This is a genomic window from Nocardia sp. JCM 38205 (assembly GCF_058222935.1).
In genome coordinates this window covers 1,036,601-1,051,320 of sequence record NZ_JBYHFL010000001.1, presented here as the reverse complement: position 1 = coordinate 1,051,320, position 14,720 = coordinate 1,036,601, and the positions used below count along the sequence as shown (strand labels likewise).

The window sequence follows — 14,720 nt, the reverse complement described above, 5'->3', positions numbered from 1 at the left end:
CACACTCACTCTCCCTCAGCGCCCACGACATGCACGGTCAAGGGCGGGAAACCATTGAAGGACACCGACGAATAACTCGCGGTATAGGCGCCGGTATCGAGAATCTGTACCCGATCCCCGGCTCGCAACGTGGTCGGCAGAAGGACCCGCGTGCGTTGATACAGTACATCGTCGCCGTCGCAGGTCGGTCCCGCGACGACGGCCTCGTCCACCGGATCGCCGTCGCGTTCGGTGACGAAACGGTAAGCGATGTACTCGTTTTCGGTCTCGGCCAGGCCGTTGTAACGGCCGATGTCGAGATAGACCCAGCGCCGTCCGTCCGGTGCGGTCCGCACCGCGATCACTTCGGCGTGCACCACGCCCGCCGTGGCCACCAGCGCACGGCCCGGCTCCACCACCAGTTCGGCCGTCTCGGGCAGCAGCTCCACCGCCGCGCCGGCCGTCACCGGGGCGATTTGTTCGATGCCGGGCGCGGATTCGGCATAGGAGACCGGCAGGCCGCCACCGATGTTCACCGTCGACACCGCAATGTCCTTGTCGGACAACGCGTCGACGATCCGCGCCGCCTGCTCGATGCCGATCCGCCAGGCGTTCGGGTCGAGTTGCTGGGAGCCCACATGGAAGTAGGGGCCCGCGACGGTCAGACCGAGATCACGGGCGCGCACCAGCAGCCGCAGCGCCTCGCCGGGAGCGCAGCCGAACTTGGTGCCGAACGGGGTCTGCGATTGCGGTGCGGCCGCCAGGAACCGGCATTCGACCGCACCGCCGGGCGCGTGCTCGGCGATCCGCAGCAGATCGTCCTCGGTGTCGAAGGCGAAGCCACGCACCCCGAGTGCGTACGCGCGGGCGATGTCGGCGGCCTTCTTGATCGGGTTGCCGTAATAGAGCCGTCCCGGGTCGACACCGAGATCCAGGCACATCCGGATCTCGCCGACGCTGGCGACGTCGAACTGGGCGCCCTCGGCGTCGAGGACCCGCACCACCTGCGGCACCGGGCAGGCCTTGACGGCGAAGCGGATCCGGGCCCTGCGACCGGCCCGGAGCAGGGCGGCGTCGAGGGCGCGGTAGTTCTCGCGCACGCGCTCGGGGTCGACGAGCAGGTACGGGGATTCGGGCATCGGTGGATCTTTCGGTCGGGCAGCGGAGCAGAACAGTATCAGCGGCGCCTACCCGGAATCGAATCCGTCAAACCTTCAGTTCCGGTGATCGGTGCCCGGTCATCCCGCGACCACCGTGACCTCGTCGAATACCACTTCACCGGCCGCGTCGGACTCGGCCAGATCGACCACACCCACAATCGCCCAGCCATGATCGCCGGCCGGATCGTCGAGAGTCTGGCGTGCCTGCCAGAAGCCCGGGCGGGTCTCGACCCGGAACATCTGCGGCCCTCGCGCGTCGGGGCCGGTGCCGATGGTGTCGTACTCGGCGAAATAGGGCGCGAGCTCGGTCTCCCAGTCCGGTCCGGTGCCGAGGTCCGCCAGCGCCTGCCAGTTGCGCAGGGCTGCCAACTCCACCCGCCGGAACATGGCATTGCGGACCAGAACGCGGAAGGCGCGTTCATTGGCCGAGATCGGCCGAATGGTCTCCGCGCCGAAGGCCAGCTGCTCGGCGTCGGTCTCCGCGCCGGGGTTGGTGAGCTGTTCCCATTCGTCGAGCAGACTCGAATCCACCTGCCGGATCAGCTCACCCAGCCACTCGGTGATGTCGTCGAGTTCCTCGGTTCGCGCGGCCTCGGGCACGGTGCGGCGCAGCGCGCGATACGCGTCGGCCAGGTAGCGCAGCACCACCCCTTCGGAGCGGGCGAGCTCGTAGTGCGAGATGAGCTCGGCGAAGGTCATCGACCGTTCCACCATCTCGCGCACCACCGACTTCGGTGACGGCGCGAACTCCGAGACCCACGGGTGCCCCGCCCGGTAGGTCTCGAAGGCGGGTTCGATCAGCTCGGCCAGCGGCTTGGGCCAGGTGACCTCTTCGAGCAGCTCCATCCGTTCGTCGTAGTCGATGCCGTCGGCCTTCATCTCCGCGACCGCCTCGCCCCTGGCCTTGTGCTGCTGCGCCATCAGCAGCTGACGCGGATCCTCCAGCGTCGACTCGATGAGTGAGATCACATCGAGGGTGTAGGTGGGAGATTGCTCATCGAGCAGCTCGAACGCGGCCAGCGCGAACGGCGACAGCGGCTGATCGAGCGCGAAATCGCGTTGCAGATCCACCGTCAGCCGCGCCATGCGGCCCTGGCCATCGGGCTCGGAAAGCTGTTGCACCACACCGGCATCACGCAGCGCGCGATACAACCGGATCGCGCGCAGAATATGCCTGCGCTGCGCCGGGCGCGGTTCGTGATTGTCTTCGAGCAGATGCCGCATGGCGTCGAAGCAGTTGCCGGGGCGGGCGATCACGTTGAGCAGCATCGAATTGGTCACCGCGAAGCGCGACACCATCGGTTCCGGCGGGGCGGCTAGCAAACGGTCGAAGGTCTCCTCGCTCCAGGACACGAAACCTTCCGGGGGCTTGCGCCGCTGCACCTTGCGCAGCTTCTTCGGATCGTCACCGGCCTTGGCCAGCATCCTGGTGTTCTCGACCTCGTGGTCAGGGGCCTGCACGACCACCGTGCCCATGGTGTCGTAGCCGGCGCGGCCGGCCCGGCCGGCGATTTGGTGGAACTCGCGAGCCTTGAGCCTGCGTGTGCGCACACCGTCGTATTTGGTCAGCCCGGTCAGCAGCACGGTGCGGATCGGAACATTGATGCCGACGCCGAGGGTGTCGGTGCCGCATACCACCTTCAGCAATCCGTCCTGGGCCAGCTTCTCCACCAGCCTGCGGTATTTGGGCAGCATTCCGGCGTGATGCACTCCGATGCCGTGGCGGATCAGCCGTGCGAGGGTCTTGCCGAATCCGGCGGAGAAACGGAAGCTGCCCAGAGCCTCGGCAATGGCGTCCTTCTCGGCCCGGCTGGCGAAGTTCACGCTGGTCAGTGCCTGTGCCCGCTCGAGGGCGGCGGCCTGGGTGAAATGCACGACATAGACCGGCGCCTGATGGGTGGTGACCAGCTCCTCCAATGTCTCGGTGATCGGAGTGCGCGCGTAGGAGAACGTCAACGGGACCGGGCGCTCGGTCCCGGCGACGACGGCGGTGGAGCGGCCGGTGCGCCTGCTCAGATCGGTAGCGAAGAAATCGACCTCGCCCAGCGTCGCCGACATGAGCAGGAACTGCGCTCGCGGCAACTCCAGCAGCGGCACCTGCCAGGCCCAGCCGCGATCGGGGTCGGCGTAGAAATGGAACTCGTCCATCACCACCTGGCCGATATCGGCCTGCGCGCCCTCACGTAGGGCCAGATTGGCCAGGATCTCGGCGGTGGCGCAGATGATGGGCGCCTCCGGATTGACCGCTGCGTCACCGGTGACCATGCCGACGCGTTCGGCGCCGAACACCTCACACAGGGCGAAGAACTTCTCGCTCACCAATGCCTTGATCGGCGCGGTGTAGTAGGTGCGCTGCCCGCGCGTCAGCGCGAACAGATGCGCGCCCACCGCGACCAACGACTTCCCCGAGCCGGTGGGCGTGGCCAGGATGACGTTGGACTCCGAGGCCAGCTCCAGCAGCGCCTCATCCTGCGCGGGATACAACGGCGTGCCCTGCTCGGCCGCCCACGTTCCGAACGACTCGTACAGCGCGTCGGCGTCGGTTCCCGGTATCTCGAGCAGTTCGGTCAGATCCACTCCGACAACCCTACGGGCCGCCGGAGCCGGGACCGATCCAGGTCAGCGCGGGTCGTCCGCGCCGGTGCCGGAGCCGTTGTCGTCGTATCCGCCCTGTTCGGCGAGGAAGCGCTCGAACTCGGCGCCGAGCTCGTCACCGCTGGGCAGTTCACCGTCACCGACCAGCAGACTCGACTGGCGTTCCTGCGCGGACACGAACGTGTCGTACTGACGCTCGAGGGCGTGTACGACCGTCTCGACCTCGGAATTACCCGCGATGTGCTCGTTGACCTGCTCACGCACCCGCGCTGCGGCCTCACCGAGCGCGGCCAGCGGAATATCCAGGCCGGCGTTCTCGCAGACGTGCTCCAGCAGCGTCTGCGCGGCCTCCGGATAGGCCGTCTGCGCCAGGTAATGCGGCACATGCACCGAGAAGCCGAGCGATTCGTGCCCGTGCTGGGCCATCCGGTATTCCAGCAGCGAGGAGGCGCTGCCCGGCACCTGCAGCTCACCCGGCCAGCGCTGGTTCTCCTCGATCAGATCGCGATTGGACGAATGCGCGGTGATGCCGAGTGGGCGGGTGTGCGGAATGGCCATCGGGATCGCGCTCAGGCCGATGCTGCGGCGCACACCGAGCTGTTCGGCCAGCAAGCGCACGGCCGTGGTGAACTTCTCCCAGCGCAGGTCCGGTTCCAGACCCGACAGCAGCAGGAACGGGGTGCCCGCGGTGTCGCGCAGCGCCCACAGGTTCAGTTCGGGCTCGGCGTAATCGGCGAAGTGATCGGACTTGAACGTCATCAGCGGCCGCCGCGACCGGTAGTCGAGTAGCTCGTCCACGTCGAACGAGGCGACCAGTTCGCTTTCCAGGCTCTCGCGCAGGTGCGTGGTGGCCAGCCGCACCGCGTGCCCGGCATCGGTGAAACCCTCGAGTCCGTGCACCAGGACCGGACCCGAACCGTCGTCGGACGACAGCTGCGGAGCGGGGAACTCCAGTTCGTACATTCGCGACTCGTAGTCCATCGCGTACTCCTTCCTGCGCGGCGCACCCGACGTGTCGACGCCGACGGGCCAGTATCTCGCACCGGTCGCCGCGTCGCCTGGTGTACCACAGTCCATTGTCCCCCATGGGCGATGCACTGCTTCGCGCGCGGGCGGACATCGACCCTTCAGTGGAGGCAACAGCGTCGACGGCACAAGCATTCCCGCGTTACGCACGCACAACCGGGGTGGTCGGCGTGGCGTGGGCGGGCCGCCAGTGGAGTTTGGCAGAGTGGGGCGGGTGGGCGTGCCGGATTCGACGCACAGATCGTCGCTGAGCCGCGCGGTGGCCGGCGGCGCGCTGGCGGTGACCGTGCTGCTGAGCGCCGGTTGCGGGGGCGAGATGTCCGGCCGGGCGGTCCCTGCCGAGCCGACCGCAGTCACCCGGCAGCTCGAAGCACCCCTGTCGGCCCTGCTCCCCGAGACCGAGGCCTTCCCGGCCGGATACCCGGCCGTGGTGCTGCCCGCCGAGGCCGCGGGACAGGCCGCCGGTGATCTCGACGGAGTCGGAGCCGGTGCGAGCGTGCAGCCGGCCGAATGCACGCCACCCGAGGCCCGTCCGGGTGCCGACCGTCTCGCCGTCGCCGTCGGCACCGACGATGCGGCCCGCGCCACCCTGACCGTGGAGCTGACCCGCACGGATGCGCCGCTACTGCGGCTGCGCAATCAGCTGCAGCAGTGCGAGCGGATCCGGGTGTCGCGTTCGGGAGCGTCGAGCACGGTGATCACCGAGGTCGGGCAGGCGCCGGAGGTCGACGCCGACGATGCGATGGCGCTGCGGCGCACGGTGCGTCCGGACGTCGGCGCAGCCGGACTCACCCAGTCGATGAACACGCTGATCGGCCAGATCGGGGACGTGCGGATAACGGTGACCTATATGTCGTTCAGCGACGCCGAGCCGGATACGCAAGCGCTGGAGCAGTTGTTCGATACCGCCGTGAACAAGGTCGCGACCAGCTGAAACGTGGAGTTGTCCACAGGGGGAAGTTATCCACAGGCCGGGTGAAAGCCCAGGTCGTGTCCGCGTCGATGAAGCGGTGCCCGGGCAGGCTGCACCCATGACGACTCCCGCGACGCCCACCGAACCCACGAGGCGTGATCAGGCCCGCACCACGCGAACAGCGCATCCAGCGGCACCGCCGGGCGATTCCGGGCCGCCCTGCGCCCCAGCCCGGGCCGGCGGAATACGCAGGTCGCCGTCCAGTGCGGGTCGTTCGGGAAACTGCGGTGTCTGTCACCGAGCCAGGACGGCCGACGAACCGGCCAACAGCTGTGTCAACGCACAGGGCACCGTGGAACTCGGACCGCTGCGTCCGGCTCCGAGAACCGGTCGCACAACGGGACGGATCGAGACGGCCGGTTCTGTCGCCGAGGGGCTGGACCCGCCACGCACACCGCGGCCTGCCGCGCCGGAGCCGTGGCAGGCAGAGCGACACCGCACCGACGCGGCCGCATGTTCCGGCCCGCCGCGGGCCGTCGATGAATGGCCCGAATCGAGGATCCTGAGCTGCGCGGACGGTGTGGACACCGACGGTGACGACGCCGTCGACGAGGGCGCAGAACCCGGTTCCGGGCACCCGCGCAACGATGCGGGGCATACCGCCGACGACCTCGCGCATCCCGATGACTGCGTGGTGGATATGCGGCTCGGGGAGATCAGGCTCGCCGAACCAGGGGAGTTCCTGGCCGGGATTCCGGCGATTCTCGGATTCGTGCCGGTGCGTTCGCTGGTGGTCGCGGTCTTGCGCGCTGCGCCGCGCGATCCGGACAGCGCTGTGATCGATGTGGTGGCGCGATTCGACCTCACCCCGTCGCCGGCCGGCGACGGTTCCAGAACACTGGCCGCGACGGTGGCCGAGGTCTGCGATCAGCAGGGTGTGGTCGGGGTGCTGGCCGGCGTCATCGACGACCGCCGAAGCGAACCCGAGCCGGGGACAGCCGGGCGCGATTCGGTGGTCACGGCGCTGGCGGCGCGGTTGGAGCTGCGTTCGATACCGCTGTGCGGAGCGTGGGCGGCGCAGGCGATCGCGTCGGGCTACGGGTGGTGGAGCGTGTTGGGTGCGGACCGCCGCGGGGTGGTGCCCGATCCGGCCGCCTCACCGATCACGCTGAGCCATGTGCTCGACGGAAAACAGATTCGCCGGTCGCGCTCGGAACTGATCGCGGCGGTGGCGGTCGATCCGGCGATGCGTGAACAGGTCTGTGCGGAAATGAGTTCGGCGCTTGCGCGAGCTCATGAGCGTTTCGTCGACGCGGCCGGCGGTGGCGATCGGGTCGGCTACAGCAGGCGCGCCGCGCACTACCTGCTGTGGCAGATCGCGAATGTGGCATCAGGGGTGCGGATGTCGCCGGCCGAGCTCGCGGAATCAGCTGCGGCACTGCGGGATAAACACGCGCGCGATGCCATGTTCGCCCTGGCGGGCACCGATCACGCCGATGCCGCCGAACAGCTGTGGGCGATGATGACGCGCGGCCTGCCCGACACCGACCGCGCCGAAGCCGCCACCCTGCTCGGTTACTGCGCGTACGCCCGCGGTGACGGGCCCCTCGCCGGTATCGCGTTCGCGGCGGCGCTGGACGCCGACCCCGAGCATTCGCTGGCGGCGTTGCTGGACGCCGCGCTGAGTTCGGGAATGGACCCGCAGCGGTTGCAGCGGCTGATCACCTGCGGCCGCGAGGCGGCCATCGATCTCGGCGTCGACCTCGACCGATCATGGTGATCTGCCGCGGAGTGCGCCCGGGAGCCGGGCTATGGCGCGCTGTGTGCCCGCGGGCCGAGCTCGCGCAGGAAGTTCCAGGCGTCGGTGACGATCTCGTCGAGGTCGTTGTGTTCGGGCCGCCAGCCGAGTTCGGCGATCGCCCGATCGCTGGAGGCGATGAGCACGGCCGGATCGCCCGCGCGCCGCGGCGAATCCTTGGCGGCGATGGGCAGCCCGGTGACCCGCTCACAGGCCGAGATCACCTCGCGCACCGAGAAACCGGTGCCGCTACCGAGATTGAACACCCGGTGAGTGCCGGGCTCGGACGACCGGAGAGCGAGCAGATGAGCGTCGGCGAGATCGCGGATGTGAATGTAATCCCTGACGGCGGTGCCGTCGGGGGTCGGCCAGTCGGTGCCGAAGACCGCGATGGATTCGCGGTGACCGGCGGCGACCTGCAGCACCAGCGGAATGAGATGGGTCTCCACCACTCGGTTCTCGCCGAGCCCGCCGTAGGCGCCCGCGACGTTGAAATACCGCAGGCTGGTGGCCGCGAGGCCGTGTGCGACGGAATACGAGGTGATGGCGTGGTCGATCGCCAGTTTCGAAGCGCCGTAGGGATTGGTCGGCCTGGTCGGGGCGTCTTCGGTGATCGGCACCTGCTCGGGCTCGCCGTACACGGCGGCCGTGGAGGAGAACACCAGTCGTTGCGTGCCCGTGCGGCGCATCGCCTCCAGCAGCTCCAGCGTTTTCACCACATTGCCGTGCCAGTATTTCTCCGGCTGCTGCACCGACTCGCCCACCAGCGACTGAGCCGCGAAATGCAGGACGCCATCGAATTCTTCGGACGCGAGCAGATCGGGCCCGGCCTCGGCGATATCGCCCTCGACGAACCGCGCGGCGCCGGGCACGCCGTCGGCGTTGCCGGTGGACAGATCATCGAGGACGACCACCTCGTGACCGTCCTCGATGAGGACCTGCGCGCACACTCCACCGACATAACCGGCACCGCCGGTGACCAGAAGTTTCACCGGTCAGACCAGCTTCACCTGGACGGCGTGGGCCATTTCGTCCGACAGCTCGAACCCCTCGTGGCCGGGCACCGTGATCACCACCGAGCCGGGCTTGGTCTCGACGGTCACCCTGGCGTCGGGCACCACGCCGGCCTCACGCAGCCGGTTGATGACCTCGGGGTCGGTCTGGATGTGCTCGGCGAGCCTGCGGACCACGACCGCGTGCGTCTGACCGTGCGACAGCTCCGAGAGCCGGATCAGGTTCTCGTCGGCCGGCGCGATCGGGGCCACGCCCAGCTCGTCCAGACCGGGGATCGGGTTGCCGTAGGGGGAGGTGGTGGGGTGGTTGAGCACCTCGACGAGGCGTCGTTCGACGTCCTCGCTCATCACATGCTCCCAGCGACAGGCCTCGGCGTGCACGTTCTGCCAGTCCAGCCCGATGATGTCGACCAGCAGCCGCTCGGCCAGCCGGTGCTTGCGCATCACCGCGACGGCCATGCTGCGGCCCTTGTCGGTGAGCTCGAGATGCCGGTCACCGGCCACCAGGAGCAGCCCGTCGCGCTCCATGCGGGCGACGGTCTGGCTGACCGTGGGCCCGCTCTGCTCGAGGCGCTCGGCGATCCGGGCACGCAGGGGCACCACGCCCTCCTCCTCGAGGTCGTAGATGGTACGGAGGTACATCTCCGTGGTGTCGACCAGATCCTTCACCTGTTACCCCTTCGTCGGCACGAATTCTACCCACGCGACGTCTCGATTCGCGCACGCCACAGCGGCACGCGTCGCGTATCGGGAACCCTGTCGGCGCACGGCATACCGCCGTGTTCGCTCATGCTTGTATTTCTACTGCATATGAACGCCGAACGGGGCGCTGCGCTTCCCGCTAGCGTTGCGAGCATGGCCACTGCAGTGCCCGGCGCGCATCCAGGACCCGCCGACCCGGCGACGGTCGTGTGGACCGACCGGTTCCTCGACTACACCTGGACGCCGCAACATCCGATGAAACCGGCCCGGCTGGCGTACACGATGGCGCTGGCGCGCAGTCTCGGCGTGCTCGACGGCGTCGAATTGCTCGAGCCCGCGGCCGCGGGCACTCCCGAACTGCTGCGCATCCACACCGCCGAGTACATCGACGCCGTCGAGCACGCCGTCGCGCCGCCCATGCCGCACGGCGAACCTCCGCTCGCGCCGCCGTTCGGCCTGGGCTCCGCCGACAATCCGGTGTTCCCCGGCATGCACCGGGCGGCCTCGGTGATCGTCGGCGGCACGCTGGCCGCGGCCCGCGCGATCGCCGAAGGCCGTACCCGCCGCGCGGTGAGCATCGGTGGTGGCATGCACCACGCGATGCCCGCCTCGGCGGCCGGGTTCTGCGTCTACAACGATGCGGCGGTGGCCATCTCGTGGCTGCTCGACCACGGTTTCGATCGCATCGCCTATCTCGATGTCGACGTCCACCACGGCGACGGCGTCCAGCGCGCGTTCTACGCCGACCCGCGAGTGCTCACGGTCTCGATCCACCAGCATCCGGCGACCTTGTGGCCCAACACCGGCTGGCCGGAGGAGAACGGTAGCGGGGCGGGTACGGGCACATCGATCAACCTGCCGGTACTGCCGGGTACCCGGGACCCGCAGTGGTTGCGTGGATTTCATGCGGTGGTGCCAGGGGCGGTGGCGGCGTTCCGGCCGCAGATCGTGGTCAGCCAGTGCGGGGTGGACAGCCACCGCGAAGATCCCCTCGCCGACCTGGAACTGAGCGTGGACGGTCAGCGTGCGGCGTTCCTGGCCATGCGCGAGCTGGCCGACCGCTACGCCGAGGGTCGCTGGCTGGCGGTGGGTGGGGGCGGATACGGATTGGTCCGGGTGGTGCCGCGGGCCTGGACCCATCTGCTGGCCGCCGCGCTGGATCGCGACCTCGCACCCGAGACCGACATTCCGCAGGACTGGATCGATCTGGTGCAGGCTGCCGCACCACGGGTCGATCCACCGCGCACGATGAGCGACGGCGCCGATGTGTCGTTCCAGCGCTGGGACGGCCCCGGCGGGACCGCCGAAACCGGTGATGCCCGGACGGACCGAGCCCAACGCGCCATCGATACCGCCGTGCTGGCCACCCGCCGTGCGTGCTTCGGCCCGCTCGGCCTCGACCCGGAGGACCCCCGTGACTGAGATCGACACCCCGGACACCCCCGCGGTGCCGCCACCACCGCCGCAGCACTGGTTCGCCGATGTGCTGGCCTCCGACGGCGGTGTGGTGCGGCTGCGCCCGATCACACCCGACGACGCCGAACGGCTGCAGCAATTCCATGCCGCGCTATCGGATCGCACCAGGTACCTGCGCTATTTCGGGCCCTACCCGCGGATCTCGCCGAAAGACCTGTACCGCTCCACCCATGTCGATCATCACAATCGGGTCGGGCTGGTGGCCGAGCTGGGTGAGTCGATCATCGCGGTCGGGCGCTACGAACTGCTCGACCGCACCGGCCCGCGCGCCGCGGAGGTCGCGTTCGTGGTGGCCGATGGGCATCAGGGGCGCGGTCTCGGTTCCATTCTGCTCGAGCATCTGGCCGGCGCGGCCGCCGAGAACGAGATCGAGACGTTCGTCGCGGAGGTGCTGGCCGAGAACACGGTGATGGTGACGGTGTTCCGGGAGGCCGGCTATCAGGTGGAGCGCAGCAGGGACGGTTCGGTGCTGCACCTGGAGTTCGCGATCGACCCGACCGAGGCGCTGTTGTCGGTACGTGATGCGCGCGAACGCGCTTCGGAGGCCCGCAGTGTGGGCAACCTGCTGACACCGCGCTCCATCGCCGTCATCGGCGCAACGCCGAGCGCCGGGCGCGTCGGTGGCGCGGTGCTGACCAACCTGCTCTCGGGAGCGTTCCAGGGTCCGGTGTTCCCGGTGAATCCGGCCCGTCGTTCGGTGCGGGGCGTGCACGCCTACGCGACGGTGCGCGAAATCCCCGATGAAGTGGATCTTGCGGTGGTGGCGGTGCCCGCGGAGTCCATCGGATCGGTGCTCGACGACTGTATGGCCAAGGGCGTCAAGGGTTTGGTGGTGCTCACCGCCGGCTTCGGTGAGACCGGCGAGGCGGGGCTGGAGGCGGAGCGTGCCCTGGTCGCGGCCGCTCGCGGCCACGGTATGCGGGTGGTGGGGCCGAGCGCGCTCGGCATCGCCAACACCGATCCCGCGATCGCGCTCAACGCCACGCTGGCGCCGGTCCTGCCCGGGCGGGGGCGGATCGGATTCTTCTGTCAGTCCGGCCCCTTGGGGGCGGCGATCCTCGGTGAGGCCGCGGCACGCAATCTCGGGCTGTCCACGTTCGTCTCCGCGGGCAACCGTGCCGACGTGTCCGGCAACGACCTGTTGCAGTACTGGGACACCGACCCCGATACCGACGTGGTGTTGCTGTATCTGGAGAGTTTCGGTAACCCACGCAAGTTCTCCCGGATCGCGCGCCGGGTGGCACGGACCAAACCGATCGTCGCGGTCAGCAGCGGCCGGCTGGCGGCACGTGCCCAGCCTGCCGGTGACATGGACCGTTCGATCGTGCGGGACCTGTTCGCGCAGGCCGGAATCGTGCAGGTCGACTCTATTTCGGAGTTGTTCGACTGCGCCGCGCTGCTCGGCTATCAGCCACTCCCCGGGGGTTCCCGGTTGGCCGTGATCGGCAACAGCGCGGCGCTCGGCTGGCTGGCCGTGGATGCCGCCCGTGGTGAGGGTCTGGTGGCCGGTGAGCCGGTGGATCTGGGTCCGCAGGCCACGCCTGGCGATTATTTCGACGCGGTGCTCGCCCAATTGCGTAGCGCGGACGTGGATTCGGTGATCGTGGTCTTCGCCCCGCCGGTGCCGTTGCCGACCGGTGAGTTCGCCGCGGCGATCCGGTCCGCGTCGGAGGCCGTGCCGGAGGCGGGTAAACCGATCCTGACCACGTTCATCGCCGAGCAGGGTATTCCGAATCTGCTGGCGGTGCGGGGCGCGGGTGCCTCGGCGGTGCGCGGCTCGATCCCGTCGTATCCGGACCCCGAGCGGGCCGCACGGGCGTTGGCGCGGGTGCGCCGGTACGCGGAATGGCGTGATCGCCCGCAGTCGGCGGTGGTGCGGCCCGCCGGTATCGACAGTGTGCGCGCCACCGAGCTGGTCGCGGGGTGGATGGCCGAGTCCGGCGGACGCCGCCTGACCGACCTGGAGACAGTGGCGTTGCTGGAGTGCTACGGGATGTCGGTGGTGGAGTTCCGTGAGGTGCGCGATGCCGATGCCGCGGTGGCGGCCGCGGAGGAACTCGGCTATCCCGTAGCCGCGAAGGCCACCAGCGACGCCTGGCGGCGACGGCCCGATCTGAGCGGGGTGCGATTGGATCTGTGGCGGCCGGAGGCGGTGCGTCAGGCGTATACGGATCTCGTTGCACTCAGCGGCGATCCGGCACTGCACATTCAGCGGATGGCGACCAAGGGAGTGGGGTGCGTGCTTCGGGTGCAGGACGACCCGTCGTTCGGTTCGGTGATCGAGTTCGGCTTGTCGGGGTTGATCATCGAAATGCTGGGGGACCGCGCCTATCGCGCGCTGCCGTTGTCACCGGATGAGGCCGCGGCGCTGATCGACGCGCCACGCGCGGCCCCGCTGCTGTCGGGAACGCCGGCCAGCCCGCGGGTGGACAAGGCGGCGCTGGTCGAATTGGCGCAACGCATTTCGGCGCTGTTCGACGATCTGCCCGAGATGCGGGAGCTGTATTTCGATCCGGTGCTCGCTTCGCCGACGTCGGCCGAAATCCTGTACGCGCGAGCCCGAATCGGTCCCCAGCCCAGCCGCTTCGATACCGGCCCGCGCAGGCTCGGTTGAACGCGATGCCCGTCGTGTGCGGGGCTGCCGGCGCCCCGGTCGGGCGTCGGCGGCAGGCCGGCGGTTCGACGAGGCTCCGCGGCGCGTCCTGCACCCCCGCGCCGGGTCGCCTACCGCTAGGGCTGGGCCTGCGCGGTGACGTGCCGATCTGTCACCGCCGCCGCGGGTGTGGTCCGCTGAACCGTGCGTCGTGGCCCGTCGGCTGGGGACTCATCGGACCCCTGACCGGACGCGTCCGTTGAATACCGATCGGTGCGAGTTGAGGATGAAAGTGCCATCGTGCGCGAGCTCTCAGCGCTGGAATAGCCGCCCGCACAGACGTTTACGCCGACCGGCTCGCACGCTCCGGAGGGGGCGGGTACGTGCGGACACCGGTCGGCGTCGGGAAGGTGACCGTGGGTCACCGAGTATGGCTCGTGCCGGGAACACCGGCACGAGACGGATCAGCTGGCGTAGGCCCGCAGCCTGTCGGCGCGTTCGCCCTTGCGCAGCTTGGACATCACTTCGCGCTCTATCTGGCGGACCCGCTCACGCGAGAGTCCGAACAGCTTGCCGATCTGATCGAGGGTGCGCGGCTGGCCGTCGTCGAGGCCGAAACGCAACCGGATCACCTGCTGTTCGCGCTCGTCCAGCGTGGCCAGGACGCTGCGGACGTCGTGGTGCAGCAGACCGGCGATGACGGCGCTTTCGGCGGAGGTGGCCTCGGAATCCTCGATGAAATCGCCCAGCGGTGCTTCCTCGTCGTTGCCGACCGGCATGTCCAGGCTCACCGGATCGCGGCTGTGGTCGAGCAGATCGGCGATCTTCTCCACCGGGATGCCCGATTCGTTGGCCAGCTCGTCGTCGGTGGCCTCGCGGCCGAGCTGCTGGTGCAGTTCACGCTTGATCCTGGCGAGCTTGTTGACCTGCTCGACCAGGTGGACGGGAAGCCGGATGGTGCGGCTCTGGTCGGCCATGCCACGGGTGATGGCCTGGCGAATCCACCAGGTGGCGTAGGTGGAGAACTTGAAGCCCTTGGCGTAATCGAACTTCTCCATCGCGCGGATCAGCCCGAGGTTGCCTTCCTGGATGAGGTCCAGCAGGGGCATCCCGCGCCCGGTGTAGCGCTTGGCGAGGGACACGACCAGACGTAGGTTGGCTTCCAGCAGATGTGAGCGGGCGGCCTGGCCTTCGCGGACGATGATGGCCAGATCGCGCTTGCGGGAAGCCGACAATCGCTTGCCGGTCTCCAGCAGGTGCTGGGCATAGAGGCCCGCCTCGATGCGCTTGGCCAGCTCGACCTCGTCGGCCGCCGTGAGCAGCGCCGTACGGCCGATCCCGTTCAGGTACACGCGTACCAGGTCGGCGGCGGGGCTCTGGGCGTCGAGGTCCGAATCGCTGGCGCGCACTCGAGTGGTGGCGGGGCTTGTCATGACTTGCCTCCTGTCGGTGGTGTCTCACTCCG

At 69.0% G+C, this 14,720-nt stretch carries 10 protein-coding genes; 4 read left to right on the top strand and 6 right to left on the bottom strand.

Annotation, left to right across the window (positions count from 1 at the left end; translation table 11 throughout):
• Window positions 1-5 precede the first annotated feature (5 nt).
• The 3 genes from AC4HOU_RS04850 to AC4HOU_RS04840 form a co-directional block, all read right to left on the bottom strand.
• Window positions 6-1,118 (bottom strand): type III PLP-dependent enzyme, encoded by a 1,113-nt coding sequence (locus AC4HOU_RS04850; protein WP_163811934.1) that lies wholly within the window; start codon window positions 1,116-1,118, stop codon window positions 6-8.
• Window positions 1,119-1,217: 99 nt separating this feature from the next.
• Window positions 1,218-3,716 (bottom strand): DEAD/DEAH box helicase, encoded by a 2,499-nt coding sequence (locus tag AC4HOU_RS04845; RefSeq protein WP_490724170.1) that lies wholly within the window; start codon window positions 3,714-3,716, stop codon window positions 1,218-1,220.
• A gap of 42 nt (window positions 3,717-3,758) precedes the next feature.
• Window positions 3,759-4,715 carry a PAC2 family protein gene (locus tag AC4HOU_RS04840; RefSeq protein ID WP_163811938.1) on the bottom strand — a complete coding sequence of 319 codons (957 nt, stop codon included), beginning with the start codon at window positions 4,713-4,715 and terminating at the stop codon, window positions 3,759-3,761.
• Between the two features lie 259 nt (window positions 4,716-4,974).
• Between AC4HOU_RS04840 and AC4HOU_RS04835 the strand changes: the two genes are divergently transcribed.
• Together AC4HOU_RS04835 and AC4HOU_RS04830 are read left to right on the top strand one after the other, a co-directional pair.
• Window positions 4,975-5,694, top strand: coding sequence for a sensor domain-containing protein (locus tag AC4HOU_RS04835; RefSeq protein WP_194990020.1), 720 nt, complete (start codon window positions 4,975-4,977; stop codon window positions 5,692-5,694).
• 559 nt (window positions 5,695-6,253) lie between these two features.
• A complete protein-coding gene (locus AC4HOU_RS04830) occupies window positions 6,254-7,453 on the top strand; it encodes a DUF4192 domain-containing protein (RefSeq protein WP_490724169.1) in 1,200 nt (399 codons plus the stop codon).
• 29 nt (window positions 7,454-7,482) lie between these two features.
• On the opposite strand, the gene galE is transcribed toward AC4HOU_RS04830, so the two are convergent.
• Together galE and AC4HOU_RS04820 are read right to left on the bottom strand one after the other, a co-directional pair.
• The gene (gene galE / locus AC4HOU_RS04825; protein ID WP_194990018.1) at window positions 7,483-8,463 is read right to left on the bottom strand and encodes a UDP-glucose 4-epimerase GalE; all 981 of its coding nucleotides are present in this window, start codon (window positions 8,461-8,463) and stop codon (window positions 7,483-7,485) included.
• 3 nt (window positions 8,464-8,466) lie between these two features.
• Window positions 8,467-9,153 carry an iron-dependent transcriptional repressor DtxR gene (locus AC4HOU_RS04820; RefSeq protein WP_163811946.1) on the bottom strand — a complete coding sequence of 229 codons (687 nt, stop codon included), beginning with the start codon at window positions 9,151-9,153 and terminating at the stop codon, window positions 8,467-8,469.
• 186 nt (window positions 9,154-9,339) lie between these two features.
• On the opposite strand from AC4HOU_RS04820, the gene AC4HOU_RS04815 reads away from it, so the two are divergent.
• Together AC4HOU_RS04815 and AC4HOU_RS04810 are read left to right on the top strand one after the other, a co-directional pair.
• Window positions 9,340-10,608 carry an acetoin utilization protein AcuC gene (locus AC4HOU_RS04815; protein WP_194990016.1) on the top strand — a complete coding sequence of 423 codons (1,269 nt, stop codon included), beginning with the start codon at window positions 9,340-9,342 and terminating at the stop codon, window positions 10,606-10,608.
• Complete coding sequence (locus AC4HOU_RS04810; RefSeq protein WP_195019669.1) at window positions 10,601-13,276, top strand: bifunctional acetate--CoA ligase family protein/GNAT family N-acetyltransferase; 2,676 nt, start codon at window positions 10,601-10,603, stop codon at window positions 13,274-13,276. The genes AC4HOU_RS04815 and AC4HOU_RS04810 overlap by 8 nt, the downstream gene beginning before the upstream one ends.
• Before the next feature lie 443 nt (window positions 13,277-13,719).
• On the opposite strand, the gene AC4HOU_RS04805 is transcribed toward AC4HOU_RS04810, so the two are convergent.
• Entirely contained in the window at window positions 13,720-14,688 is a 969-nt protein-coding gene (locus AC4HOU_RS04805) for a sigma-70 family RNA polymerase sigma factor (protein WP_163814387.1), read from the bottom strand.
• Window positions 14,689-14,720: the final 32 nt, after the last annotated feature.

What these genes read in the sequence shown, in the direction of transcription:
- AC4HOU_RS04840 (WP_163811938.1), bottom strand. Translation starts at nt 4,715, where the DNA reads ATGGACTACGAGTCGCGAATGTACGAACTGGAGTTCCCCGCTCCGCAG.
- AC4HOU_RS04850 (WP_163811934.1), bottom strand. Translation starts at nt 1,118, where the DNA reads ATGCCCGAATCCCCGTACCTGCTCGTCGACCCCGAGCGCGTGCGCGAG.
- AC4HOU_RS04805 (WP_163814387.1), bottom strand. Translation starts at nt 14,688, where the DNA reads ATGACAAGCCCCGCCACCACTCGAGTGCGCGCCAGCGATTCGGACCTC.
- AC4HOU_RS04815 (WP_194990016.1), top strand. Translation starts at nt 9,340, where the DNA reads ATGGCCACTGCAGTGCCCGGCGCGCATCCAGGACCCGCCGACCCGGCG.